The 25,276-nt window shown below is 72.3% G+C and carries 26 protein-coding genes; 9 read left to right on the top strand and 17 right to left on the bottom strand.

The features are described 5' to 3' along the window. Positions 1-62: 62 nt before the first annotated feature. The 6 genes from ACXR8F_RS14295 to ACXR8F_RS14270 all read right to left on the bottom strand — a co-directional run bounded on the left by ACXR8F_RS14295 (position 63) and on the right by ACXR8F_RS14270 (position 5,580). Positions 63-1,460 (bottom strand): NADH-quinone oxidoreductase subunit D, encoded by a 1,398-nt coding sequence (locus tag ACXR8F_RS14295; protein WP_458801417.1) that lies wholly within the window; start codon positions 1,458-1,460, stop codon positions 63-65. Next, the gene (locus ACXR8F_RS14290; RefSeq protein ID WP_458801415.1) at positions 1,460-2,242 is read right to left on the bottom strand and encodes an NADH-quinone oxidoreductase subunit C; all 783 of its coding nucleotides are present in this window, start codon (positions 2,240-2,242) and stop codon (positions 1,460-1,462) included. The genes ACXR8F_RS14295 and ACXR8F_RS14290 overlap by 1 nt, the downstream gene beginning before the upstream one ends. Beyond that, on the bottom strand, positions 2,239-2,793 hold the full coding sequence (locus tag ACXR8F_RS14285; RefSeq protein ID WP_150987411.1) for a NuoB/complex I 20 kDa subunit family protein: 555 nt from the start codon (positions 2,791-2,793) through the stop codon (positions 2,239-2,241). Before ACXR8F_RS14285 ends, ACXR8F_RS14290 begins: the two co-directional genes overlap by 4 nt. 78 nt (positions 2,794-2,871) lie before the next feature. Next, on the bottom strand, positions 2,872-3,231 hold the full coding sequence (locus ACXR8F_RS14280) for an NADH-quinone oxidoreductase subunit A (RefSeq protein WP_045187001.1): 360 nt from the start codon (positions 3,229-3,231) through the stop codon (positions 2,872-2,874). Between the two features lie 151 nt (positions 3,232-3,382). Further along, positions 3,383-4,702 carry a geranylgeranyl reductase family protein gene (locus ACXR8F_RS14275; protein WP_458801412.1) on the bottom strand — a complete coding sequence of 440 codons (1,320 nt, stop codon included), beginning with the start codon at positions 4,700-4,702 and terminating at the stop codon, positions 3,383-3,385. 185 nt (positions 4,703-4,887) lie between these two features. Then, positions 4,888-5,580, bottom strand: a complete 693-nt coding sequence (locus tag ACXR8F_RS14270; RefSeq protein WP_458801410.1) for a demethylmenaquinone methyltransferase — start codon at positions 5,578-5,580, stop codon at positions 4,888-4,890. A 92-nt stretch (positions 5,581-5,672) separates the two neighbouring features. On the opposite strand from ACXR8F_RS14270, the gene ACXR8F_RS14265 reads away from it, so the two are divergent. After that, positions 5,673-6,968, top strand: a complete 1,296-nt coding sequence (locus ACXR8F_RS14265) for an isochorismate synthase (protein ID WP_045187006.1) — start codon at positions 5,673-5,675, stop codon at positions 6,966-6,968. 9 nt (positions 6,969-6,977) lie between these two features. After that, entirely contained in the window at positions 6,978-8,780 is a 1,803-nt protein-coding gene (gene menD / locus ACXR8F_RS14260; RefSeq protein ID WP_458801408.1) for a 2-succinyl-5-enolpyruvyl-6-hydroxy-3-cyclohexene-1-carboxylic-acid synthase, read from the top strand. 68 nt (positions 8,781-8,848) lie between these two features. Here the strand turns inward: menD and ACXR8F_RS14255 are convergent, their stop codons facing one another. From ACXR8F_RS14255 to ACXR8F_RS14240, 4 genes are all read right to left on the bottom strand, one after another. After that, on the bottom strand, positions 8,849-9,613 hold the full coding sequence (locus ACXR8F_RS14255) for a 3-keto-5-aminohexanoate cleavage protein (protein WP_045187327.1): 765 nt from the start codon (positions 9,611-9,613) through the stop codon (positions 8,849-8,851). Then, positions 9,610-10,614: an o-succinylbenzoate synthase gene (locus tag ACXR8F_RS14250; protein WP_045187014.1), complete on the bottom strand. Its 1,005-nt coding sequence runs from the start codon at positions 10,612-10,614 to the stop codon at positions 9,610-9,612. Before ACXR8F_RS14250 ends, ACXR8F_RS14255 begins: the two co-directional genes overlap by 4 nt. 35 nt (positions 10,615-10,649) lie before the next feature. Next, complete coding sequence (locus ACXR8F_RS14245; RefSeq protein WP_458801405.1) at positions 10,650-10,955, bottom strand: hypothetical protein; 306 nt, start codon at positions 10,953-10,955, stop codon at positions 10,650-10,652. A 179-nt stretch (positions 10,956-11,134) separates the two neighbouring features. After that, positions 11,135-11,617, bottom strand: coding sequence for an NUDIX hydrolase (locus ACXR8F_RS14240; RefSeq protein WP_045187019.1), 483 nt, complete (start codon positions 11,615-11,617; stop codon positions 11,135-11,137). Positions 11,618-11,723: 106 nt separating this feature from the next. Between ACXR8F_RS14240 and ACXR8F_RS14235 the strand changes: the two genes are divergently transcribed. Together ACXR8F_RS14235 and ACXR8F_RS14230 are read left to right on the top strand one after the other, a co-directional pair. After that, positions 11,724-12,110, top strand: coding sequence for a methyltransferase family protein (locus ACXR8F_RS14235; protein WP_458801404.1), 387 nt, complete (start codon positions 11,724-11,726; stop codon positions 12,108-12,110). A 167-nt stretch (positions 12,111-12,277) separates the two neighbouring features. Continuing rightward, positions 12,278-13,243, top strand: a complete 966-nt coding sequence (locus ACXR8F_RS14230; protein WP_045187331.1) for a 1,4-dihydroxy-2-naphthoyl-CoA synthase — start codon at positions 12,278-12,280, stop codon at positions 13,241-13,243. 10 nt (positions 13,244-13,253) lie between these two features. Here ACXR8F_RS14230 and ACXR8F_RS14225 read toward each other — a convergent pair whose 3' ends face one another. After that, on the bottom strand, positions 13,254-14,282 hold the full coding sequence (locus ACXR8F_RS14225; RefSeq protein ID WP_458801402.1) for an alpha/beta hydrolase: 1,029 nt from the start codon (positions 14,280-14,282) through the stop codon (positions 13,254-13,256). A 197-nt stretch (positions 14,283-14,479) separates the two neighbouring features. On the opposite strand from ACXR8F_RS14225, the gene ACXR8F_RS14220 reads away from it, so the two are divergent. From ACXR8F_RS14220 to ACXR8F_RS14200, 5 genes are all read left to right on the top strand, one after another. After that, positions 14,480-16,126, top strand: a complete 1,647-nt coding sequence (locus tag ACXR8F_RS14220) for an MFS transporter (protein ID WP_458801400.1) — start codon at positions 14,480-14,482, stop codon at positions 16,124-16,126. A gap of 125 nt (positions 16,127-16,251) precedes the next feature. Continuing rightward, the gene (gene menE, locus ACXR8F_RS14215; RefSeq protein ID WP_458801398.1) at positions 16,252-17,430 is read left to right on the top strand and encodes an o-succinylbenzoate--CoA ligase; all 1,179 of its coding nucleotides are present in this window, start codon (positions 16,252-16,254) and stop codon (positions 17,428-17,430) included. Between the two features lie 47 nt (positions 17,431-17,477). Continuing rightward, a complete protein-coding gene (locus ACXR8F_RS14210; protein ID WP_045187336.1) occupies positions 17,478-17,762 on the top strand; it encodes a PLD nuclease N-terminal domain-containing protein in 285 nt (94 codons plus the stop codon). Positions 17,763-17,781: 19 nt separating this feature from the next. Continuing rightward, positions 17,782-18,657: a 1,4-dihydroxy-2-naphthoate polyprenyltransferase gene (locus ACXR8F_RS14205; RefSeq protein WP_458801396.1), complete on the top strand. Its 876-nt coding sequence runs from the start codon at positions 17,782-17,784 to the stop codon at positions 18,655-18,657. A gap of 124 nt (positions 18,658-18,781) precedes the next feature. After that, the gene (locus ACXR8F_RS14200; protein WP_458801394.1) at positions 18,782-20,011 is read left to right on the top strand and encodes a flavin-containing monooxygenase; all 1,230 of its coding nucleotides are present in this window, start codon (positions 18,782-18,784) and stop codon (positions 20,009-20,011) included. 6 nt (positions 20,012-20,017) lie between these two features. Here ACXR8F_RS14200 and ACXR8F_RS14195 read toward each other — a convergent pair whose 3' ends face one another. From ACXR8F_RS14195 to ACXR8F_RS14170, 6 genes are read right to left on the bottom strand one after another with little or no spacing between them, the layout of a single operon-like run. Next, entirely contained in the window at positions 20,018-20,311 is a 294-nt protein-coding gene (locus tag ACXR8F_RS14195; protein WP_045187024.1) for a DUF4229 domain-containing protein, read from the bottom strand. A gap of 12 nt (positions 20,312-20,323) precedes the next feature. Then, positions 20,324-21,337: a c-type cytochrome biogenesis protein CcsB gene (gene ccsB / locus ACXR8F_RS14190; RefSeq protein WP_458801392.1), complete on the bottom strand. Its 1,014-nt coding sequence runs from the start codon at positions 21,335-21,337 to the stop codon at positions 20,324-20,326. After that, entirely contained in the window at positions 21,337-23,025 is a 1,689-nt protein-coding gene (resB, locus tag ACXR8F_RS14185) for a cytochrome c biogenesis protein ResB (protein WP_458801390.1), read from the bottom strand. The genes ccsB and resB overlap by 1 nt, the downstream gene beginning before the upstream one ends. A gap of 1 nt (position 23,026) precedes the next feature. After that, entirely contained in the window at positions 23,027-23,770 is a 744-nt protein-coding gene (locus ACXR8F_RS14180; RefSeq protein WP_045187025.1) for a cytochrome c biogenesis CcdA family protein, read from the bottom strand. A 6-nt stretch (positions 23,771-23,776) separates the two neighbouring features. After that, a complete protein-coding gene (locus tag ACXR8F_RS14175) occupies positions 23,777-24,391 on the bottom strand; it encodes a TlpA family protein disulfide reductase (RefSeq protein ID WP_458801388.1) in 615 nt (204 codons plus the stop codon). Continuing rightward, positions 24,391-25,059 carry a histidine phosphatase family protein gene (locus ACXR8F_RS14170; protein ID WP_458801386.1) on the bottom strand — a complete coding sequence of 223 codons (669 nt, stop codon included), beginning with the start codon at positions 25,057-25,059 and terminating at the stop codon, positions 24,391-24,393. Before ACXR8F_RS14170 ends, ACXR8F_RS14175 begins: the two co-directional genes overlap by 1 nt. Positions 25,060-25,276: the final 217 nt, after the last annotated feature.

Raw genomic sequence — 25,276 nt, 5'->3', positions numbered from 1 at the left:
GCCGACGTGCGTTCCGGTCCTCGCTCGCTGGCGCTCGCTGCGATCCTCGCGCACTACCGCGCTCATCGGTCCACACCTCCCATGACGGGGTCGATCGAGGCCACGGCGACGATGACGTCGGCGATCTGGCTGCCCTCGCACATGGCGGCCACGGCCTGCAGGTTGTTGAAGCTGGGGTCGCGGAAGTGCGCGCGGTAGGGGCGCGTGCCGCCGTCGGAGACGAGGTGGCAGCCGAGCTCGCCCTTGGGCGACTCCACCGCGACGTACGCCTGGCCCGGCGGGACCCGGAAACCCTCGGTGACGAGCTTGAAGTGGTGGATCAGCGACTCCATCGAGGTGCCCATGATCTCGCGGATGTGGTCGAGGCTGTTGCCGAGGCCGTCGCTGCCGAGCGCGAGCTGCGCCGGCCAGGCGATCTTCTTGTCCTCGACCATGACCGCGTTGTTGCCGCCCTCGTTCGCCTGGAGACGGTCGGTGGCCTGCTCGATGATGCGCAGCGACTGGTACATCTCGTCGATGCGGATGCGCAGACGGCCGTAGGCGTCCTGGCTCGTGCGGGTGACGACGTCGAAGTCGTACGTCTCGTAGCCGCAGTACGGGTCGAGCTTGCGCAGGTCGTGCGGCAGGCCGGTCGAGCGGAGCACCGGACCGGTGATGCCGAGCGCCATGCAGCCGGCGAGGCTGAGGACGCCGACATCGACGGTGCGGCCCTTGAGGATCGGGTTCTCGTTGAGCAGCGCCTCGAGCTCGCCCAGGCCGCGACGGACCTCGGGCACCATCTCGCGCAGCGCGTCGATCGAGCCCGGGGGCAGGTCGACGGCCACGCCACCGGGGCGGATGTAGGCGTTGTTCATGCGCAGGCCGGTCACCATCTCGATGACCCGCAGCAGTCGCTCGCGCTCGCGGAACGCGACGGTCATGACGGTCGTCGCGCCCATCTCCATGCCACCCGTGCCGAGGCAGATGAGGTGGCTGCTGATGCGCGTCATCTCCATCATGAGGACGCGGATGTCGTTGGCGCGCTGCGGGATCTGGTCGGTGATGCCGAGCAGCTTCTCGATGGCGAGGCAGTAGGCCGCCTCCTGGAACATCGGGGTCAGGTAGTCCATGCGCGTGCAGAACGTGACGCCCTGCACCCAGCTGCGGTACTCCATGTTCTTCTCGATGCCGGTGTGGAGGTAGCCGATGCCCGCGCGGGCCTCGGTCACCGTCTCGCCGTCGATCTCGAGGATGAGGCGGAGCACGCCGTGCGTCGACGGGTGCTGCGGCCCCATGTTGACGACGATGCGCTCCTCGTTGAGCGAGGTGGCCTCGTCGACGAGGTCGTTCCAGTCGCCGCCGGCGGCGTTGAAGACGTGCGCGCCCTCGCTGGCGGACTCGTCGGCCGCCGACGTGGCGTAGACGTCGTTGGCGCCCGGCTCGGGCACCTCGGTCTGGGTGAACTCGGTGTGCGTGCTCATCAGTTGTACGACCTCCGCTGGTCGGGCGGCGGGACGGTGGCGCCCTTGTACTCGACGGGGACGCCGCCGAGGGGGTAGTCCTTGCGCTGCGGGTGGCCCGGCCAGTCGTCGGGCATGAGGATGCGGGTCAGGGCCGGGTGGCCGTCGAACTCGATGCCGAACATGTCCCACGTCTCGCGCTCGTGCCAGTCGTTGGCCGGGTAGATCGAGACGATCGAGGGGATGTGGCGGTCGTCGTCGGGGCAGCTGACCTCGACGCGGACCCGCCGCCCCCCGTGGGTGATCGACAGGAAGTGGTAGACCGCGTGGAGCTCCTCGCCGGCGCGGTCGGGGTAGTGCACGCCGGAGACCCCGGTGCAGATCTCGAAGCGGAGCGACGCGTCGTCGCGCAGCACGCGGGCGACGGCCGGCAGGTGCTCGCGGCGCACGTGCAGCGTCATCTCGCCGCGGTCGACGACGACGCTCGCGATGGCCTCGGCGTACGAGGCGGTGCCACCGACGAGGCCGCGCTCGAGGTTGTCGGCGATCTCGTCGAAGTAGCCGCCGTAGGGACGCTCCGCGGCGCCGGCGACGATGATCGGCCGCAGCAGCCCGGAGTAGCCGGTGGTGTCGGCGCCGCGGGTGGCCCCGAACATGCCGCGACGCATGCCGACGACGCGCGCCTCGCTGCCGGTGCCGGACTGGGCCAGCTCGACCTCACCGGGCGTGATGCCGGACGTCTGGTCCTTCGTCGTGTCGGCGTTGACCGCCGGCGTCGTGTCCTTCTTCTCGCCGTCGCTCATGCGAGCAGGCCCTTCATCTGGTGGGTCGGGGTCGCGGAGAGCGCCGCGGCCTCGGCGGCGCGGGCCGCCTCCTCGCGGTTGACACCGAGCGGCGAGGTCTCGATCTGGTGGTGCAGCTCGATGATCGCGTTGAGCAGCATCTGCGGCCGCGGCGGACAGCCGGGCAGGTAGATGTCGACCGGGATGATGTGGTCGACGCCCTGGACGATCGCGTAGTTGTTGAACATGCCGCCCGAGCTGGCGCAGACACCCATCGAGATGACCCACTTGGGGTTGGGCATCTGGTCGTAGACCTGGCGCACGACGGGGGCCATCTTCTGGCTGACGCGGCCGGCGACGATCATCAGGTCGGCCTGGCGCGGCGTCGCCGAGAAGCGCTCCATGCCGAAGCGGGCGATGTCGTAGTCGGGGGTGCCGACGGCCATCATCTCGATGGCGCAGCACGCGAGGCCGAACGTGGCCGGCCAGATCGAGGCCTTGCGCATGTAGCCGGCGAGGCCCTCGACGGTCGAGAGCAGGAACCCGGCTGGGAGCTTCTCTTCGAGACCCATTGCTTACTCCTTACCTTTCCTGACGGACCCGGTGGACGCGTGCCCGTTGGTGCGGGCGCTCACGTGCGGCAACGGGCGTCAGTCCCACTCGAGGCCGCCGCGGCGCCAGACGTAGGCGTACGCGATGAAGACCGTGAGGATGAACAGGACCATCTCCACCAGCGCGAAGAGGCCCAGCTTGTTGAAGGCCACCGCGAACGGATAGAGGAAGATCGACTCGATGTCGAAGATGATGAAGAGCATCGCCGTCAGGTAGTACTTGATCGGCACGCGCCCACCGCCCGCCGCGTGGGGCGTCGGCTGGATGCCGCACTCGTAGGCCTCGAGCTTGGCGCGGTTGTAGCGCTTCGGGCCGACGACGAGCGAGGTGAAGACCGACAGCGCGGCGAACGCGAAGCCGAGCCCCAGCATGAACAGGATCGGGACGTAGGAGTTCATCCGAGGTCACGTGCCTTTCGGTCGTGCGAGACGTGCAGAGCAGGGGCGAACATGCGCGGCGCACCCATCCTAGGGGCGTCTATGACGATTGTGCTCGGCGTCACAATGGGGGTGGCCGCGGGGGTGCCGGTGGTGTCGGTGGCGAGGTGGTTCATGCGCTCGGCGCCAGCCTCGAGAGCGTGTGGATGATGCGGTCGCTCGCACCCTTGCCTGCCGGGTCGGCGAGGTTGGCCATGATCTTGAGCAGGAACGGCATGAGCCTGGTGCGCGGCAGGCCGTACTTCGTCGCGAGGCGCATGACCTCGGGGTTGCCGATCGCGTGGGCGAACCAGCGGCCGAGGGTGAAGTAGCCGCCGAGCTCGTCCTTCATGACCTTCGGGTATGCCGCGAGCACCCGCTCGCGCTCGGCGTCGCTGGGCCGCGCCATGGCCTGGGCGACGAGCTCGGCACCGACGCGGGCCGCCTCGAGGGCGTAGTCGATGCCCTCGCCGTTGAAGGGGTTGACCATGCCGCCGGAGTCGCCGACGAGCAGCAGGCCGTCGGCGTAGAGCGGCGTGCGGTTGAAGCCCATCGGCAGGGCCGCACCGCGGATCGGGCCGGCGGACTCGTCGTGCTCGAGCTGCCACTCGGGGTTGATGTCCTCGACCCAGCGGCGCATGACGTCCTTGTAGTCCGTCTTCTGGAAGGCGGCCGTGGTGTCGAGCGTGCCGAGGCCGACGTTGGTGCGGCCGTCCTCGAGCGGGAAGAGCCAGCCGTAGCCGGGCATGAGGATGCGGTTGCCGTTGTCGTCGCGGGTCCACAGCTCGAGGTGGCTCTCGAGGTAGTCGTCGCGCTTCGGCGTCGTGTAGTAGGCGCGCACGGCAACGCCCATGACGCGGTCCTCGCGCTTGGGTCGGCCGACGGCGGTGGCGAGGCGGCTGGAGACGCCGTCGCTGGCGACGACGACGGGCGCCCGGTAGGTGACGGTCTCACCGGTGGCTCGCCCGGAGTCGTCGAGGCGCTTGGCGATGACACCGGTGACGCGGCCGGCGGCGTCGCGCACCGGGGCGGTGACGCTCGTGCGCTCGTGCAGGCGGGCACCGCGCTTCTCGGCGTGCCGCGCCAGGGCCTCGTCGAGCTGGGCGCGGGTGCGCACCATGCCGTAGCCGGGGAAGGCGTCGGACTCGGGCCAGTCGAGCTGCAGCGTGTGGCCGCCGCCCTTGATGCGCAGGCCCTTGGTGCGCTGCCAGCCGGTGGTGTCGACGCCGAGGGAGATGAGCTCCTTGGTGGCGCGCGGGGTCAGGCCGTCGCCGCAGATCTTGTCGCGGGGGAATGCGGACTTCTCGAGGAGGACGACGTCGAGACCGTGGTCGGCGAGGTAGGCGGCGGTGGCGCTGCCACCCGGGCCGGCACCGACGACGACGACGTCGGCCCGCTCGACGGGTGCACCGCCGCCCTCACCGGGGCTGGGCGCCTCGCTCGAACTGGTCATGTCTCCTGCACGCTTCCGAACCGCTTGTGAAGATCTTCACGAACTCTCGAGGGAGTCTATTCCCGCAATTTCGCCCTTGTCAGATAAGGCATGCCTAACAAGCCCCTCCGCTCCCCCTCGGGAGGCCACCTCCGGCAGCCGACGGAGAGGACGGCATACGCCCTCGGCCCGGTCGGGAGACGCCGTCAGCGCTTCGTGCCGTGGTGCAGCGCGACGATGCCGCCCGTGAGGTTGGTCCAGCCGACCTGCTGCCAGCCGGCGCCCTCGATGATGCCGGCGAGCTCGCCCTGCGGGGGCCACGCGCGGATCGACTCGGCGAGGTAGACGTACGAGTCGGGGTTGCTCGACGTGCGGCGGGCGACCGGCGGCAGCGCGCGCATGAGGTAGTTCGTGTAGACGGTGCGGAAGACCTTGTTGACCGGCTGGCTGAACTCGCAGACGAGCAGGCGCCCACCAGGCTTGGTCACCCGGAGGAACTCGCGCAGGGCCACCTCGGGGTCGGCGACGTTGCGCAGCCCGAAGCTCATCGTGACGACGTCGAAGCTCTCGTCGGCGAACGGCAGGCTCATCGCGTCGGCGGCGGTGAAAGCCATGTCGGGACGACGGCGGCGGCCCACCCGCAGCATGCCGAGCGAGAAGTCCGCCGGCACGACCTCGATCTCCTCGTCGGCCCACGGCTCGCTCGAGGTGCCCGTGCCGGCGGCGATGTCGAGGATCCGCTCGCCCCGGCGCGCGGCGACGGCCTTGACGACGGCGCGGCGCCACAGCCGGTCCTGCCCGAGGGAGAGCACGTCGTTGGTCACGTCGTACTTCTCGGCGACGGTGTCGAACATCGACGCGACGTCGACCGGCTTCTTGTCCAGCTGCGCACGACTCATGCGCTCATCCTCGCACCGGCGCGTGTGCGTTCGGTCGCAAGGGGCTGCCACGCGGCGGGGGCAGGGGTCGTTCGGCCGTAGAGTTGCAACCGATGTCCACGCTTCCCGCTCCCGAAGCGCCGTCCCCCACCGCGGGGCCGACGGTCGTCGTCCGCACCGTCCCGATCGAGGCCGCGGACCCCCTGCTCGCCTACCTGCCGGCCGACCACGCGCACGACGACCTCGTCTCGTGGGTGCGCCGTGGCGACGGGCTCGTCGGCTGGGGCACCGCGCTGACGTTCGAGGCCCACGGCGAGGGCCGCTTCCGCGAGGCCGAGGCGTGGTGGCGCGACGTCAGCCACCACGCCGTGGTGCGCGACGAGGTCGGGCGCCCGGGCACGGGCCTCGTCTGCTTCGGGTCGTTCCCCTTCGCCGACGACTCGGCCGAAGCGGCCCGGCTCGTCGTGCCCTCGACCATCGTCGGGCGCCGTGACGGGCAGACCTGGCTCACCACCGTGTCCCTCGACCCGCAGCTGACCCTCCTCGAGAAACCCTCTCTCGCAGACGATCCCGAGCCGCCCCGTGGGGTCGCCTTCGCCGACGGCTCGGTCTCCCCCGCCGACTACGCGCACGCCGTGGCCGAGGCCGTGGAGCGCATCGGGGCGGGCGAGGTCGACAAGGTGGTCCTCGCCCGTGACCTCGTCGCCACGGCGTCGGGACCCATCGACCCGCGATGGCTGCTGCGCCGCCTCGCCGAGCGCTACGAGAACACCTGGGTCTTCGCCGTCGCCGGGCTCGTCGGCGCGACGCCGGAGCTGCTCGTCCGCCGCGACCAGGGGCTCATCACCTCACGCGTGCTGGCCGGGACGATCCGCCGCACCGGCGACGACGACAAGGACACCGCCCTCGCCGGCTCGCTCGCCCGCTCGTCCAAGGACCTCGAGGAGCACGAGTACGCCGTCCGCTCCGTCGCCGAGGCCCTGGCCCCGCACTGCTCGTCGATGAACGTGCCCGAGGCCCCCTTCGTGCTGCACCTTCCCAACGTCATGCACCTCGCGACCGACGTCGCCGCGGTCAGCGCCGACGACGCCTCGTCGCTCACGCTCGCCGCGTCGCTGCACCCGTCGGCCGCCGTCGGCGGCACCCCGACCGTGCGGGCGGTCGAGCTCATCGCAGAGCTCGAGCACATGGACCGCGGCCGCTACGCCGGTCCGGTCGGCTGGATGGACGCCCACGGCGACGGAGCCTGGGGAATCGCCCTGCGCAGCGGCGCCTTCGCCCCGGGCGACCCGTCGCAGATCACCCTGTATGCCGGCTGCGGCATCGTCGCGGGGTCCGACCCCGAGTCCGAGGTGGCCGAGTCCAACGCCAAGCTCATCCCCATGCGCGACGCGCTCGCGAGCGACTGAACGGCCGCCGTGTCCGCCGCCCGCACGGCCTCGGAGCTCGCCCTCCGAATCGTCCAGTCCCTGTGGCTCTGCGGGGTCCGTGACGTCGTGCTCGCGCCGGGCTCGCGGTCCGCTCCCCTGGCCCTGACGCTCGACGCGGCCGACCGTGCCGGTGACGTGCGCCTGCACGTACGCGTGGACGAGCGTTCAGCTGCCTTCCTCGCCCTCGGCCTGACCACCGGTTCGCGCCGACCCGTCGCCGTCGTCACGACGTCGGGCACGGCCGTCGGCAACCTGCTGCCGGCCGTCATGGAGGCGCACCACACCGGCCGGCGGCTCGTGGTCGTCAGCGCAGACCGTCCCGACCGGCTGCGCGGGACGGGGGCCAACCAGACCACCCAGCAGGCGGGCCTCTTCGGGGTCTTCGCCGAGTGCGACGACCTGACGCCCGAGGTGTCGGACGCCGAGCTGGATGCCGCTGTCGCACGGGCCTGCTCGCGCCGCGGTCCGACGCAGCTGAACGTCCAGCTCGACGGCGACCTCCTGCCCCCGGACCCCGACCCGACCACCTGGTGGCACCGCCCTGACGACCTCGAGCACCGCAACGACTCCGCCGGGGCGGAGTTGCGGGCCGAAGCGGAGTCAGATCCGCGCAGCACGTCAACGGGGGCGGACCCTGCTTCGGCGTCGGGGGTCGACGTCGAGCCGTCGGTGTCGATCTCGACGGACGGCGAGGTGCTGCCCCTGGGGCCGCGCACCGTCGTCGTGGCGGGTGACGACGCAGGGCCCGCAGCCCGGATGCTCGCCGAGGCGGCCGGCTGGCCGATGCTCGCCGAGCCGACGTCGGGAGCACGCATCGGGCGGCAGGCGCTGCGAACCGGCCGGCTGCTCCTCACGACCGACCTCCGGGGCACGATCGAGCGCGTCGTCGTCATCGGCCATCCGACCCTCTCCCGACCGGTCACGAGCCTCATCAGCGACCCATCCCTCGAGGTGCTGGCCGTGCGAGGCCGCGACGGCGTGGCCACCGACCCGGGCAGGGTCGCCCGCGTGCTCGACGTGGTGCCGCGAGTCGAGGCCGCCGACGACACCACCTGGTTCGACTCCTGGCACGACGCCGACGTCCGGCTCTCGGCGCTCATCGACGCCGGTCTGGCTGCCGCGCAAGGAGATCCGCAGCGTGCACCGGGCCTCGACGTCGGCCTGTCGCCCCTCTCCGTCGCCGCAGTCGTCGCCTCCGCCGTCGAGGCCGACACCTCGCTCGTCGTCGGCTCGTCCAACGCCGTACGCGACCTCGACGTCATGGGGTCGCCCTGGCCACCGCTGCAGCACCGCTTCGTCGTGGGCAACCGCGGCCTGGCCGGCATCGACGGCACGGTGTCGACGGCGATCGGCATCGCGCTCGGCCGCCCGCGGGCCGCCCGCACCATCGCCTACCTCGGCGACCTGACCTTCCTGCACGACAGCAACGGCCTGCTCGTCGGCAGTGGTCAGCCGCGGCCCGACCTCACCTTCGTCGTCCTGAACGACGACGGCGGCGCCATCTTCAGCACGCTCGAGCAGGGCGACCCGCGCTACTCGAGCGCGTTCGAACGCGTCTTCGCAACGCCTCATGGCACCGACCTGGCAGCGCTCTGCGCGGCCCACCACGCGGCACACGAACGTGTCGAAGACCTCGATCGGCTGGCCCGAGCGCTCGCCGAGTCACCGACCGGCATCAGGGTTCTCGAGGTGCCGGTGTCCCGGGCCGATCGCCGGGCAGAGGCGGCGTGGCTGCGGTCGCTCGCCCAGCAGGCCCTGTCGCGCGCGACGGGCGACGCCGAGCGATCCTGAGCGACGCCGAGCGACGCTGGCGACACTGGGCGACACTGGGCGACACTGGGCGAACCGTCGGTCTCGACTCAGCCGGGCGGGTCGGGCACCGGCCACTGGGACGGGGTGCTGGGCTCGGACGTCGCGGCGGCTCGCACGAGCTCGGCGTTGTCCCGGGCCTCCCGCCCGCTCGCCAGGTGCAGCGTGTCCTCGAGCCCGACGCGCACGTCGTAGCCGGCGGCCTGGGCCCAACGCAGCACCGGCCAGGTCCACCGCTCCTCGCCGTGGACGACGACCGGCACCGGCGACATCCCCAGCGCGGCGAGGATGCGCTCCGCGGCCCAGGGGCCGTCGGAGCCCGGGGTGACGCCGGGGATGAGCTCGACGAGCACCCGCTCGACCTGCCACGGCCAGTTCGTGGCGACGAAGAGGCTCGCAGCCTTCGGCGTCCAGATGCCGGCCTCGACGCCGGAACCGTTGTCGCGCAGGGCTTCTGCCACCTCGACGGCGGCTTCCTCGTGCCAGTTGACGCTCGCGCAGTCGGGACCTCCGAGGTCGGGCGTCGGCCACTCCGCGATGTGCGCGAGCTTGCGGCGGGCACTGTCGACGATGCCGTCCCGCGTCGACACGCTGACCCGCAGGCCGGGCGTCCGCGAACGGATGGCGACCACCGCGTCGACGACGTGCCGCGTCTCGAGGGTCTCCCGACCGGACTCGTCACGCGGGTGGACGTGGACCATGAAGGCGCCGGCGGCAGCCGCGTCGGCAGCCGCCAGCGCCAGCTCCTGGGGTGTCAGCGGCACCCCACGGTGCTGACGGCGGGTGCGGGAGCCGTTGAGGCAGGCCTTGATCACCGTGCGCTCCCCGCGGCGAGCAGCGCGGCGCACCGGGTGAGCCGGTCGCGCCACCACTGCCGGCGTGCCGGAGGCGCCGCCAGCTCCTCCAGCGCCACCGGGTCCGGCACCGGCCTGGTCACCACGAGGCGGCCGGCTGTGGGTCGCAACGCGTCCCGTGCGACGTCACGCTCGAAGAGGCTGACGGTGCCGAGGCCGCACGCGTGGTCGAGCTGCGGCAGGGCGGCCGCGAGCGCGACGCCGGCCGCGATGCCGATGCTCGTGTCGAGGGCCGACGACACGACCGCGGGCAGGCCGCACGCCTCGACGACCTCGAGGGCGGCCTCGACGCCGCCCAACGGGGCCACCTTGACGACGACGAGGTCTGCCGCGCCGAGACGGGCGACCCGAACCGGGTCCTCGGCCTTGCGGATCGACTCGTCCGCAGCAATCGGGACGTCGATGCCGTTGCGCGCCAGCGTCTTTCGCAGACGAGCCAGCTCTTCGACGGTTGCGCAGGGCTGCTCGGCGTACTCGAGGTCGTAGGCCGCCAGCCTGGCGAGTGCGTCCGCGGCGCTGCTCTCGTCCCAGCCGCCGTTCGCGTCGACGCGGATGCGGGCGTCCGCGCCCATGACGTCCCGGACGGCCGCCACCCGGTCGACGTCGTCGTCGATGCCCTGACCACGCTCGGCGACCTTCACCTTGGCCGTCGTGCAGCCGTCGAAGCGGGCGAGCACCTCGGCCACTCGGTCCGCCGGCACGGCAGGGACCGTCGCGTTGACGGGCACGACGTCGCGGACGGCCGCAGGCCACCCGGCATACGCGGCCTCGATGCCCGCAGCGAGCCAGCGAGCCGCCTCGTCGTCGGGGTACTCCGGGAAGGGTGCGAACTCGCCCCAGCCGCAGGGTCCCTCGAAGACGACCGCCTCGCGCACGTCGACACCGCGGAAGCGCACCCGCATCGGCAGGGCGACGACGTGGGCTGACGCGAGCAGGTCGGCGGCGCTGTGCGGGGGCGTCATGCCCCCATCATCACCGACGGGCCTTCCGGCACCGGTCAGCGCACGGGGAACGCCTCGTGGCGGTCGTGGGTGGGGTCGGGCTGCGCCACCGGCCCGCGAGCCGTCGGGCTCGAGACGGGCTGGTCGTCGGGCCGGTCGTCGAGCCGGCCGTCGAGCCGGTCGTCGAGCCGGGGCTCGGCGCGATGGCGACGCCTGCCGACGTGGCAGGACCGCCGACCGTCGTGCATCCAGCCGAACGCCCAGACGAGACCGATGAGCCACCAGAGGCCGTGGCCCGAGGCGCCGAGCGAGATCGCGATGAGGGCGATGCCGGCGACGATGAACGTGCGTGGGACGAACACGATGACCTCCGTTGCTCCGCCGGACCACCCGGCGTGCCTCCACGCTAGGCACGGAGCGCACCCACTCCCTGCGTCCCCTGTCACGACCTGCCCCTGACAGATGTCACCCCGACGCGGCCCGACGGGTGTGCCGGCCCGACCGACAGCCCGTCCGGCGCCACGCCAACTGCGTCCGAAAGTCAGCGGCCCAGCCGCACGTCCGCCGGGTTGTCGGCTGCCACCGTGATGCGCTCCCGGTGCAGGTCGGCCATGGGTGGGAGCGCGTCGAGCGCGAACCAGGCGGCATCAGTGGACTCGTCGTCGCCGGGGCGTGGCTCGCCCTCGACCCAGCGGCACCGGAACGTGTGGTCGAGGTACTGCCCGAGGTCACCGTTGACGTGCGTGACGACGCCGGTGGCAGCGACCCAGACGAGCCGCTCCACCTCGGCGACGACGCACGCCTCCTCCTCGACCTCTCGCACGGCGGTGACGTGGGGGTCCTCGCCGGGGTCGACGATGCCGGTCACGGGGGTCCACTGGCCGTTGTCGGAGCGCTTCACGAGCAGGACCTCGTCCACGCCGCGAGCGCCCTCGCGCAGCACGACCGCGGTGATGCCCGGCATCCACAGCAGCTCGGTGCCGACCATGGATCGCAGGTGCAGGACGTAGGGAGGGATCGGCATGCCGCCACGCTAGCCGCACGATCCGGACCCTTCCGGCCCGGCCGACCGCCGCGCGGTCGTAGCGTGATCCCGAGAGGCGGTGACATCGACCGCACAGGAGGAAGCGATGGACGCCCGGTCCGCAGCCCTCGGCACGACCGTCTTCGCCGCCGTCCCAACCACCATGGGCCTCGGCACCCCCTCGCCCACCGCCCCGACCGAGCACCTCGTCGTCACCGGCCCGTACCGCTTCGTGCGCAACCCGATGTACGTCGCCGTGCTGGCGGTCATCGTGGGCCAGGCGCTGCTGTGGCGCAGCGTCGCCGTCCTCGCGTATGCCGGCCTCTTCGTCGTCGCGGTCACCGCTTTTGTCGCGCTGTACGAGGAGCCGACGCTGCGCGAGGCGCACGGCGAGGAGTACGCCCGCTATGTCACCACCGTGCCGCGGTGGCTGCCCCGCCCCGGCCGCGTGTGGCCGCGCGGGACCGGAACCTCACCCCACCCACGGCACTGAGCCGGACGGCATACGTGCTCGGGGCCACGCTGTCGCGGGCCAGCCCCAGGCCCGCGGGCCCGCGGACCAGCCGCCCACCTCGCGGTCACCTCCGCACCGGCCACGAGGTGCAGGCGACCCCGAGGTGTGTGTCCGGCCACACGCGGCGCGCGCGTAGGCTGCCCGCCGTGAGCACCGAACGCGCGACCGTCTCCGAGACCTTCGACCCCTCCGAGTGGGACGAGGTGCCGGGCTTCGACCTCACCGACATCACCTACCACCGGCGCCGCCCCGTCGAGGGCCGCCCGCACGCCGAGTCGGGCGTCGTCCGCATCGCCTTCGACCGACCCGAGGTGCTCAACGCGTTCCGCCCCCACACCGTCGACGAGCTCTACCGCGCGCTCGACCACGCCCGCATGACCCCCGACGTCGGGGTCGTGCTCATCACCGGCAACGGCCCCAGCCCCAAGGACGGCAAGTGGGCCTTCTGCTCGGGTGGCGACCAGCGCATCCGCGGCCGCTCCGGCTACCAGTACGCGACGTCGCCCGACGCCGACGCCACGTCCGCCGGGATCGACGAGGCGCGGGTCAAGGCCCAGGGCGGTCGCCTGCACATCCTCGAGGTGCAGCGCCTCATCCGGACCATGCCGAAGGTCGTCATCGCCGTCGTGGGCGGCTGGGCGGCCGGGGGCGGCCACTCGCTCCACGTCGTGTGCGACCTCACGATCGCGAGCCGCGAGCACGCCCGGTTCAAGCAGACCGACGCCGACGTGGGCAGCTTCGACGCCGGCTACGGCAGCGCCTACCTCGCCAAGATGGTCGGCCAGAAGTTCGCCCGCGAGATCTTCTTCCTCGGCCGCACCTACTCCGCCGAGGACATGCACCGGATGGGCGCGGTCAACATCGTCGCCGACCACGCCGACCTCGAGGCCGAGGCGCTGCAGGTCGCGAGCGAGATCATGGGCAAGAGCCCGCAGGCGCAGCGCATGCTGAAGTTCGCGTTCAACCTCACCGACGACGGGCTCATGGGCCAGCAGGTCTTCGCCGGTGAGGCCACCCGCCTCGCGTACATGACCGACGAGGCCGTCGAGGGCCGTGACCAGTTCCTCGAGAAGCGCGACCCCGACTGGTCCCCGTTCCCCTGGTACTTCTGAGCCGCACGGCTCAGAGGGACAGCATCAGGTGCACCGTCGCGTCGACGACCTGCCGCTGCGCCTGGGTCCGTGACACCGTCGGCGACCCGTCGCCCGGCTGCTGGCCGTAGTCGCCGAAGAACGAGTGCACGGCCCCCTCGACGCGGGTGTATGCCGTCGCGCGGGGCAGCAGGGCCCGGCTGGCCGCGACGTCGGCCGGGGTCGTGAACGCGTCGCGCGTTCCGCTCACCGAGGCGACCTGCAGCTCGGTGCGGCCGGCGAGGGACTGGTCGGGGTAGGAGGCCCAGAGCACGAGGCCCTTGACGAGCCGCGGGTTGTCGAGCGCGAACCGCGCCGCCGCGACCCCGCCGAGGCTGTGGCCACCGACGGCCCAGAACTTCACCTCGGGGTGCTCGTCGACGAAGGACTGCGGTGCCGTTGTGGCGAGCAGGCCGATGTCGAAGGGCTGCTTGACGACGACGACCAGCACCCCTTGCCTCGACACCTGCGAGAGCATCGGGACGTACGCGCGTGGGTCGACGCGAGCGCCGGGCTGGAACACCAGCCCACGATCCGGGGTGCCCGCCCTCGGCGCGATCGTGATGCTTGCGGCAGCGTCGATGACACGCACGTCGGAGCCACCCACGAGGGACGAGACGGCGGAGGGGGTCGCGGCGAAGGGGCGCAGCCAGACCAGGGCGCCGAGCACGACCACGGTGGCGACGACCCCCAGGACCTGTCCGACCACTCGCACCGAGCGCGACCGGCGACGGTGGCGCCTCCGGTCGTCCGGTTTGTCGTTGACGAGCAGGACGACGCCGACGAGACCGCTCGCGGCGAGCGCGATGACGTGGGCCGGGTTGCCGGACAGCAAGATCGGCCGGTCCAGGAGGAAGAGCACGAGCGGCACGACGAGCCAGACGACGCCCAGCACGAGACCGAGGCGCGTGCGAGACCGTCGGCGGGCGACGGCAGCCGAGCCCTCGGCCCCCTCGTTGCCACCGACTCCCTCGTCGGCCCCTCCGACCCCCTCGAAACCCGCGTCCCCCACGGTTCTCACCCGTCGAGCGTAGCGAGGGCGCGGAGGACGATTCGGTCATCGTCACGGGCGATTTCAGGAGTCCGTCCACGCGTGCCCGGGGCGGCGCGGCCGTTGCCCGGCCCGAGCGGAGCCTCGGCCCCTGGACCGGCCCACGGCCTGCCACCGGGTCAGGTGTCGCTCCACCCCCGGGCCCGCCGAGGGGGCAGGATGAAGGGGTGGGACCTCGCGACGACAGCAGCGCCGGCAGCGGACGCCGCGCGCCCGCGAGCGACGACCCGGTGCTGCGCGCGGCGGAGAGCGGTGCGGATCCCGATGTGCCCGAGGGGGGCCGACCCGCGAGCTTCCGCCAGCCACCGCGCACCACCGCCCTGAACGCGACCCGCGCCATCGGACGGGGGCTGGGGCGTGCGGCGACCGGGACCGCACGCGCCACGGCCCGAACCGGCCGCTTCGCCGCGACGAAGGCGCACGCGTTCACGCACTCGGGTGGCGCTGGGGAGACGGGCCTTGCCCGCGTCACCGAGCTGCACGCGAGCCACACCGCCGGCGACACGATCATGACGCTGGCCCTCGCCGGCACGCTGTTCTTCAACCCCCAGACGGCGCAGGCACGCGGCGACGTCGCGACGTTCCTGCTCCTGACGATGGTCCCGTTCGTCCTCGTCGCCCCGCTCATCGGGCCGCTGCTCGACCGCTTCTCGCACGGCCGCCGCTGGGCCATCGGCACGACCCTCGCGTCACGCGCCTTCCTCTGCTGGGTGCTGGCCGAGGCGGTGAACAACGACAGCAGCTGGCTCTTCCCCGCCGCCTTGGGCTGCCTCGTCGCGTCCCGCGCCTACAACATCACCCGCGCCGCCGCCGTGCCCCGTCTGCTGCCCGCCGGCACGACGCTCGTCCGGGCCAACTCCCGCGTCTCGATGGCCGGGGTCGTGGGGGCGGTCGTCGGCGGCGCGCTCGGTGGGCTCGGCATGCTCGCCGGTCCGGCCTGGGCACTGCGCATCGGGTTCGTCGTGTTCGTCGTCGGCACCGTGCAGGCCATCCGCCTGCCGGCCCAGGTGGACTCATCGGCCGGTGAGGTGCCCATCGAGGACACCGCCCCGATCGCGGTCCGGTCCCCGCACGCGCCCCGACGGCTCGATCCGGGCGGGCCCGACTCGCTCAGGGGCACCCGGCGTGGGTGGACCTCGGACGGCGCCGGACGGCATACGCCCGCGGAGCACGAGGCCCTCACCGTCGACTCGCTCGGCCCCGTCGGCCGCTTCCGCCGGCGCAAGCAGGCGATCCCGTGGCCGGTCATGCACGCCATGTGGTCGACGGGCGGCACGCGGGTGCTCACCGGCTTCCTCATCATGTTCATGGCCTTCCTCGCCAAGGAGCACCCGATCGACGGGTTCCGCGGCGAGCTCGTGCTCGCCTTCATCGCCGTGGGGATCGGGGTCGGCAACGGCCTCGGCAGCGTCGTCGGCAACGTCGTGCGCGACCAGCGGCCCGAGCGCATCGCGATGGTGTCGGTGCTCGCGGCCACGCTCAGCTGCCTCGCCACCGGGATCTGGTACGGCGTCTGGACGCTCGTGGTGCTCGGGCTCGTGCAGGGGCTCTCCGCGCAGCTGGCCAAGCTCTGCTTCGACGCCCTCGTGCAGCGCGAGGTCCCCGAGAACGTGCGGACGTCGGTCTTCGCGTGGTCCGAGACGATGCTGCAGGTGCTCTGGGTCGTCGGCGGCGCGCTCGGCATCGTGCTCCCGCTCAACCCCTACGTGGGCTTCCCGGTGTGCGCGGCGGCGCTCGTGTGGACCGTCTTCATGGCCGCCCGGCAGCGGCACCGGGCACGACCTGCTCGCTCCGCTCGCCGTCCTGCCCACTGACCCGGGAGGCCGTCGAGAGTTCCGGCCGGAGGGGCGGCAACCCGCAGGTTTCCGACCCGTCACGCAGGGCCGCGGTCGATGGGTCGTGTCCGAGGCGAGCCGAGACCGCAGGCACAATGGGGTCCATGACGGCGCTGCAGCTGCTTCCGGTCCCTGCCGGACCGGACGTCCTCGACGTGCTGCCCGCCCTGGAGAACGCGCTCGCCGGCCGGTCGCCGGTGCTGCCGTATGCCGCCGCCGACGCCCCGCCGTCCGTGCCGTCCCACGACCCCTCCGACCTCCCCGACGGCCTCGCGGTCGCGATCGGGACGTCGGGTTCCACGGGTCGACCCAAGCGCGCCCTGCTCACCGCCGAGGCGCTCGAGCGCTCCGCGTGGGCGACCCATCAGGTGCTCGGTGGCAGCGGCGCCTGGCTGCTGGCGATGCCGGCGCACCACATCGCGGGTCTCCAGGTGCTCCTGCGCTCCGTCGCTGCCGGTGTGGCGCCGACCGTCCTCGACCTGCGCGACGGCTTCTCGCCCCGGGCCTTCGCAGCAGCGGCGGCGGCCGTGCGCCCGACGGGGTCGGCTCGGCGTCGCTACACCTCCCTCGTGCCGACCCAGCTGACGCGGCTCGTCGACGATCCTGAGGGCCTCGAGGCGCTGCGCGGGTTCGACGGCGTGCTCGTGGGTGGCGCTGCGACCCCGGGCGCCCTCGTCGAGCGGGCACGCGACGCCGGGGTGAACCTGAGCCTGACCTACGGCATGAGCGAGACGGCGGGCGGCTGTGTCTACGACGGCACGCCGCTGCCGGTGAGCCGCATCCACGTCGACAACGACCGGCACGTCGTGCTCGGTGGCGACACCGTCGCCCACGGCTACCTCGGCGGACCGGTCCTGAGCCGCGACGCCTTCACCGTCGACCTCGACGGCGTCCGCTGGTTCCGCACCGATGACCTCGGCCACTTCGACGACGACGGCCTGCTCGTGATCGACGGGCGAGCCGACGACGTCATCAACACCGGAGGCCTCAAGGTGAACCCGGGGGTCGTCGAGGACGCCATGTCGCGGCACCTCGACGACGTGCTCGACGTCGTGGTCGTCGGCCTGCCCGATCCCGAGTGGGGCGAGTCCGTCTGCGCCGCAGTGACGCTCGTCGACCCGACGGGGCACCTGACCACGGGGCAGGTGCGGGAGCGGCTGCGCGGCATCCTGCCCGACGCAGCCCTGCCGAGGCGCGTGCTCGTGCTCCCGGCGATCCCGCAGCGCGGCCCGGGGAAGCCCGACCGGTCGGCCATCCGACGCGCTGTGCAGGGCTCCGCCTGAGCGGTGGCAAGATGGGGGTGTCCACCCGGTCGACGAAGGAGATCAACGTGCCACGCGTCGTGCTCGTCGCCCTCGTGGTCTTCGCCTCGATCTACGCCTTCGTGGACTGCGTGCAGACCAACAGCCGTCTCGTGCGCATCATGCCGAAGCCGGTCTGGCTCCTCGCCACCCTCGTCCCGGTGCTGGGGCCGATCTTCTGGCTGGTCGCCGGCCGCAGCGACGCCCGCGGCGGCCCCGCCCCGCGCGGTCCCGGGCGCCAGCCGCCCGGTCCCCGTGGCCCGGCGGGCCCGCGTGGCCCCGACGACGACCCCGACTTCCTCCGCAAGCTGTAGAAGGACTCCCCCAGACCCCATGGCCACCTTGTCCCAGTGGATCGAGGGCGCTCGTCCACGCACGCTGCCTGCTGCCGTCTCCCCCATCCTCGTCGGCACCGGCGCCGCCTACCAGACCGGTCACGTCGTCTGGGCGTATGCCGTCCTCGCCCTCGTCGTCGCCCTCGCCCTCCAGGTCGGGGTCAACTACGCGAACGACTACTCCGACGGGATCCGCGGCACCGACGAGGTGCGCGTCGGTCCGGTCCGGCTCGTGGGGCAGCGCCTCGCCGCCCCTCGCTCGGTCAAGATCGCCGCGTTCTCGTGCTTCTTCTTCGCCGCGCTCATGGGGCTGGCGCTCGTCGGGCTCTCCGGCCTCTGGGTGATGATCCCCATCGGCGCGGCTGCCATCGTCGCGGCGTGGTACTACACGGGCGGCTCCCGGCCCTACGGCTACCTCGGGCTGGGCGAGGTGTTCGTCTTCGTCTTCTTCGGGCTCGTCGCCACGCTCGGCACGATGGCGACCATGACGCCAGCCACCGCCGCGGGCTGGTGGGGCGCCATCGGCGTGGGCGCACTGTCGTCGGCGATCCTCGTGGCCAACAACCTGCGCGACATCCCCACCGACCGCGAGCACGGCAAGCGCACCCTCGCGGTGCGCATGGGCGAGTCCGGCACCCGTTGGTTCTACGTCGCCCTCGTCGCCGTGGCCTTCGTGATGACCGGCCTCGCGTCCTTCACCTCGCCATGGGCGCTGCTCGCGCTGCTCGCCGCACCGCTGGTGCTCAAGCCGATGCAGGCCGTGGTGGGCCGGGCCACGGGGCGCGGTCTCATCCCCGCGCTGGCCGGCACCGGGCAGTTCCTGCTGGCCTGGTCGCTGCTCCTCGCCGTCGGGCTCGCAGCCGGCCGCGCCTGACCTGATGCCCCCGGCGGGTCGAGGTGATCCGTCGCGACCCGGCGCGACGGCATACCTCGACCCCTCCTCGGCCCGTCGGTCCCGTTTCGCTGACGGCTCGCCGCGCGAGTGCCACCGTTGAGACGTGCACGAGGAGATCGACGTCGTCGTCATCGGTGCCGGGCAGGCCGGCCTCGCAGCGAGCCACGAGCTGGGCCTTCGCGGCGTCGAGCACGTCGTGCTGGAGGCGGAGTCGCCGGGCTCGTCGTGGGCCCACCGGTGGGACAGCTTCACCCTGGTGGGCCCGAACCACCTGCTGCTGCTGCCAGGGGCGCCCTACGAGGGTGATGACCCAGACGGCTTCATGTCGCGCGAGCAGATCACCCGCCACCTCGAGGACTACGCTTCGCGCCTGACCGCGCAGGTGCGGCACGGCACTCCCGTCCGCGCGCTGCGTCCGGGACGGGACGGCGGCTACGACCTCGAGACCGACGACAGCACCGTGCGCAGCCGCGTGGTCATCGTCGCCACCGGCGCCTACCAGCGCCCGAACCTGCCTGCGGCCGTGCGGTCGCTTCCCGCCCGATCGGCGTGCGTCGACGTGTCGCAGTACCGCAACCCCGCCGCGCTCCCCGACGGTCAGGTGCTCGTCGTCGGCTCGGGTCAGAGCGCGTGCCAGATCGCCGAGGAGCTCGCCGAGGCCGGTCGCGACGTCGTCATGGCCTGCGGCCGGGCGCCCTGGTTCCCGCGGCGTACCGGAGGACGCGACGTCTTCGAGTGGCTCCTCGACACCCCGTTCTTCGACCAGCGGGTCACCGACCTGCCGTCGCCGGCCGCACGGCTCGGCGCCAACCCACAGGTCACCGGCCGCGACGGCGGGCACGACCTCAGCTTCCGCACCCTGCACGGCCTCGGGGTGCGCCTCGGTGGCCATCTGGTCGGCGCGGACGACACGACCGTCCACCTGGCACCCGACCTCGAGGCGACCCTCGCGATGTCCGACGCGGCCCACGACGGCATCCGCGACCTCATCGTCGCGTCCTGCGCGCGGGCAGGTCGGACGCCGCCGGACGTGCCCGACCCGGGCCCGTTCGCACCGCGGGCCGTCGAGAGCGTCGCCGTACGCGACCTCGGCGCCGTCGTCGTCGCCGCCGGGTTCCGCAGCCGCTACGCCGAGTGGATCGACGTGCCGGGCCTCGTCGACGAGCAGGGGTTCCCCCGCCACGACGACGGCGAGAGCCTGGTCGCGCCCGACCTGCACTTCGTCGGGGTGCACTTCCTCCGGAGCCGGCGCTCGGCGCTGCTCTTCGGCGTCGGCGACGACGCGCGCGTCACTGCGACGAGGATCGCCGTGAGGCTCGGCCTCACGGCGTGACGACGATCAGCGCCCGGGGCTGCGCGGGCCGTCGTACCCGGCGTCCTCGGCGTCCTCGGCCGCCTCGTCGCTCGTCGGGTCGGCCTGCAGACGGCGACCCTCGACCTTGGCCTCGTGGCGCTCGACGAGCTTCGCCGTGATCTCGTCGCGCATGCCCCGGAGCAGGATGTACGAGGCGGCCGCGGAGGCGATCGCCGCGAGGCCGAGGAGCAGCCACGGCTGGTCGCGCAGGCCGATGAGCCAGAAGAGGAAGAAGAACCCGAAGAAGATCAGGATTCGCAGCAGGGTGTAGCGGACCACGTTTTCAGACCCTCAGCTCATGCCGGAGTAGTTGTGCATGCCGACGAACGTCGACACGAGGTTGACCAGGGTGAAGTTGATGATGACGGCCACGTAGCCGGCGAGCGCGATGTACATCGACCTGCGCGGGTCGACACCGGCCGTGGCGCGACCGTGCATGTAGGCGGCGTAGACCGTCCAGATGACGAAGGTCCACACCTCCTTGGGGTCCCACTGCCAGTAGGCGCCCCACGCCTGCTTCGCCCAGATGGCGCCTGCGATGAGGGTGAACGTCCAGAGGATGAAGCCGACCATGTTGAGGCTGTATGCCGTCCGCTCGAGCGCCGCTGCCGACGGCAGGGACTCGAGGACGCCGGGCTTCGCAGGCGGCTTGTCCTCGCGGCGCAGCCGCATGAGGTAGAGGACGCCGACGGCGAAGGCAAGGGTGAAGAACGCGACCGCGAGGAACGCGACGGAGACGTGGATGCCGAGCCAGTACGACTTGAGGGCCGGCATGAGCTCGCCGGCCTCCGTGTAGAGCACGGTGAGGGACAGGCCGAGCACGAGGAGGATCGGGGTGACGATGAAGACGCCCAGCCACTCCCAGCGGTTGCGCCGGGCCAGCACGCTGTAGGCGACGCCGACAGCGGCAGCCGCAGCGGTCGCGAACTCGAACATGTTGCCCCACGGCGGACGCGACACCGCGACGCCGCGCATGACCACGGACGCGACGAGCAGCGCCGTCGCGAGGTAGGTCAGCATCAGCGCGATGCTCCCCCGCTGCCGGCTGCGGAGGCTCTCCTCGAAGGCCGGCCCGGCGGCGTACGGGGTCGCGGGGCGACGCTCGGCGGGTGCCGGAGCCCCTGCCGCCGCTCCCGCGCCGACGAGCTCGCGCTCGGCGACGGTCGACTCGGCGAGGACCTTGGATTCGGCCACCTTCGGCGCGCGCGCGGCGAGGTGCCACGTGAACGCGAGCATGGCGAGCGTGTAGACGATCATCGACGCGTAGAGCGCGATGTTGGCGTTGGCGGCGAGCGAGTTCGGCACTAGCTTTCGGTCCGTTCTGCGGGGCGGTCGGGCTCGGCGGTCGCGGTGGCGGTGTCGATCGTCGTGTGGAACGCGGTGACGATCGCCGTCACGATCGCGGCCAGCCCGGGGTCGGAGTCCTTGGAGAGGCCACCGATGGTCACCACGGTAGCCGGTGAGCCCGCACGACCCCCAGCGCCACCGTCGGTGGCCGTCGGGTCGGCGGCAGGGCGGACGCGCACGAAGACGCGTCGGCGCTTGATCGTGAGGCCGAGGATCAGGCCCAGCGTGGCGAGGATCGCGCTGACCAGGCTGATCGGGGCCCCGGGGTCGGTGCGCACCGAGAGGCCGGCGAAGCGCTTGACGTTGTCGAAGGTGATGGACCCCCGGTCGCCCGGGAGCTGGTAGGTCTGGCCCGGCTTGAGACGGACCAGGGCGGGCGACCCGTCGGCCTTGGTCACTTGCTTCATCTCGTCGGTGTTGAGCGTGTAGACCGACTGCGGCGCGCCGCCCGGGAAGAGGTTGCCCTCCCACACCGACAGGGCGAGCTCGGGGTTCTTGGCGTCGGGGAAGATCGACGCCGGGCCGTTGGCGAAGGTGGGCTCGGCGGTCGGCAGGAAGAAGCCGGTGAAGCCGAGCTGCTTCGGCGACGCGGACGGCACCTTGATGACCCCGAGGGAGCGGTAGTTGCCGTCCTGCGGCAGGAAGGGCGTCGCCTCGCGGTAGAGGACGGTGCCCTTGGCGTCGCGCACCGTGACGACCGGCGTGTAGCCGTTGCCGAGCAGGAAGATGTCGGCGCCGTCCACGGCGATCGGGTGGTTGACCGAGACGGTCTCCTCGCTGGCCGGCGAGCCGGGGTCGCGCTGGAGCCGCGTCTGGGCATCGAAGAGGCGCGGCTGCCCGAAACCGCGACCGGGCGTCTCGTTGAACTCCACGTGGAGCTTGTCGAGCGAGAGCACGAACGGCGGCAGGCTCTCGGTGTCGACCCAGGGACCGGGCGAGATCGTGTTGTACGTGCCCGCCGACGACGCGAACTTGTCGCCCTCGGCGAGGATGATGTCGCCGCGCCAGCCGAACACGTGGCCGACGGCCATGCCGATGATGATGCCGGTCAGCGCGAGGTGGAAGAGCAGGTTGCCCGTCTCACGCAGGTAGCCGGACTCGCCGGACAGGCTCACGCCGTCGTGGGAGTGGAGTCGGAACCGCTTGCGCTTCAGGGCGGCACGCGCGACCGCGAGGGCCTCGTCGGGCGACAGCGAGGTCGTCAGCTCGGCGTGCTCGTCGAGGCGGTGCAGTCTCGCCGGCGCCTTCGGGGGGCGCGCCCGAAGGGCTGCCACGTGCACCTTGGTGCGCGGCACGATGCAGCCGACCAGCGAGATGAAGAGCAACAGGTAGATGGCGGAGAACCACACCGACGCGTAGACGTCGAAGAAGCCGAGGCGGTCGAGCCACGGGCTCGTCGTGGGGTTCTGGGCGATGTAGTCGGCGACCCGGCCGGCGTCGATGTTGCGCTGCGGGAAGATCGACCCCGGCACGGCCGCGATGGACAGCAGGAGCAGCAGGAAGAGCGCGGTGCGCATGCTCGTCAGCTGGCGCCAGCCCCACCGCAGCAGCCCGAGCGGTCCGAGATCGGGCAGCGCCGGCTCGGGGCGCTGGTCCTTGGCGCGGCTCTTGCCCTTGCGCGGCTTCACGGGTGTGTCGGTGCTCATCTCAGATCGCCACCTGGAAACCGTTGACGAGGCGCACCTGGAGCCAGACCACGACCGTCTCCCACACCCCGGTCAGCATGAGCAGGCCCACGACGACGAGCAGCAGGCCGCCGACGGTCTGCAGCACGCGGCGGTGACGACGCAGCCAGTCGCTCGCGCGCCCCGCCCGCTCCCACAACGCGGCCATGAGGACGAACGGCAGCCCCAGCCCGATCGAGTAGACCGCTGCGAGCGCAAGCCCCCGGCCGATCGACCCGGACTCGGCCGAGATCGGCGCCGCCATCGCCTGGATCGCCCCGAGCGTCGGGCCCATGCAGGGCGACCAGCCGACGGCGAACGCCGCGCCGAGCAGGGGCGCGCCGGCGAGACCAGCACGCGGTCGCCAGCTCACCGGGACGGCATACGACCGGCCCACGCCGAGGAAGAGCACACCCATGACGAGCACGACCGCGCCACCGATCCGGAGCAGCACGCTCTGGTGCTCGCGGAAGGCGAGGCCCACGGCCGAGACCGCTGCCGCCGCGATGAGGAAGACGACGGTGAAGCCGAGCACGAAGAGCAGCGCCCCGAGCACGAGCCGGCCCCGGGAGCGCTTCTCGAGCGACACGTCCGACAGGCCGGTGACGTAGCCGAGGAAGCCTGGCACCAGCGGTAGCACGCACGGCGAGGCGAACGAGACGAAGCCGGCCACGAGGGCGACGGCCGCCGCGACGAGCAGCGACCCGGTGGCGATCTCGGCGCCCACGGGGAGTCAGGCCTTCCCGGTGAGCACGTCGTCGACGAGCCCCAGGAGAGTCGTCGTCGAGACCGGCCCGGAGACGCGGGCGGCGATGCGGGCCTCACCGTCGAGGACGAGCGTGGTCGGGGTCGCCGACGCCTTGCCCTGGAGGGCGAGCAACGGCACCCCGCCGTCGTAGGCGAGCGAGGGATAGGTGACCTTGTTGGCGGTCTGGAAGGCGAGACCGGTCTCCGGGGACTCGAGCTTGTCGAGGCCGATGAACTCGACCTTCTTGCCCTTGGCCTGGACGGTCTCCCACGCCTTCTGCAGGGCCGGGGTCTCCTCGATGCACGGTGGGCACCACGAGCCCCACACGTTGACGACGAGCACCGTGCCGGCACGCTCGGCGATGTCCCACGGCTTGCCCTCGAGCGTGGTGCCGCTCAAGCGCACGGGCTCGCCGCGCTCGGCCACAGGCACCTGCTCGATGGAGCCGTCACCCGCGACGTAGCCCTTGCGGTCACCCGAACGGGCCTGGTCGGCCACGGAGTTCGGGTCGGACGAGCACGCCGCGGCAAAGGTCACGAGACCACCGGCCATGGCGGCGGCGCCCCACCGCAGTGCGGTGCGTCGGTCGACGTGCTCCATCAGGCGCCCACGCTCTTGCTCGCGCCGACGAGCAGCGAGGCCGCCGGCTCCGAGTACGTGATCGAGGCCAGCTCGTCGCCCTGGTAGGTCAGCGACGTGAGCGAGGCGAGAGTGCACTCGCGCTTGCGGGGGTCGTGCCACAGGCGGCGACCCTCGAGCTTGTTGCGCACGGTCCAGACGGGCAGCTGGTGGCTGACGATGACGGCCTCGTGCCCACGTGCGGCATCGCGCGCGTCGGCGATGGCCGCGAGCATGCGGACCGCGATCTGCTCGTAGGGCTCACCCCACGACGGCTTGGTCACGTCACGGAACAGGTGCCAGTTGCGCGGGTGGAGGAGCTCGCCGGCGCTGACCCCACGGCCCTCGAACCGGTTCTCGGACTCGATGACCCGCGGGTCGGTGCGGATCTCGACGTCGTGGTCGGCCGCGATGGGGGCGGCGGTCTCCTGCGCCCGTTCGAGGGGGGACGCGACGACGCACGTGATGTCGTTGGTCGCCAGGTGGGCCGCGACGAGGCGGGCCATGTCGGTGCCGAGGGTGGAGAGGTGGAAGCCGTCGAGGCGCCCGTAGAGGACGCCCTCCGGGTTGTGGACCTCACCGTGTCGCATGAGGTGCACGACCGTGAGGTCGTCGGCGCGCGCCGCCGCCCCGTCCGTGCTCTGACCCATGGGCGACAGTCTCTCAAACGTCGTGCTCAGGACCGAATCCGCACCCGCTCCTGTGCACCCCCTGTGACCCGTTCCACGGGGCGTGCACGCAGGCCGCTGACCCCGCCGGGGTCGGGGCGGGGTGCGGGGCGGGGTCATCTGGTGTGCCAGGTGACCCCGGCCGCGGTGACGGTCGCGGTGAGGTCGTGCTGGTGGACGTGGGTGTGGTGGTGGGGGC

The sequence above is a fragment of the Terrabacter sp. AAH1 genome (assembly GCF_054456855.1).
Note: the sequence above shows the minus strand (reverse complement) of the source record. Positions and strands in the feature narration are given on the sequence as shown.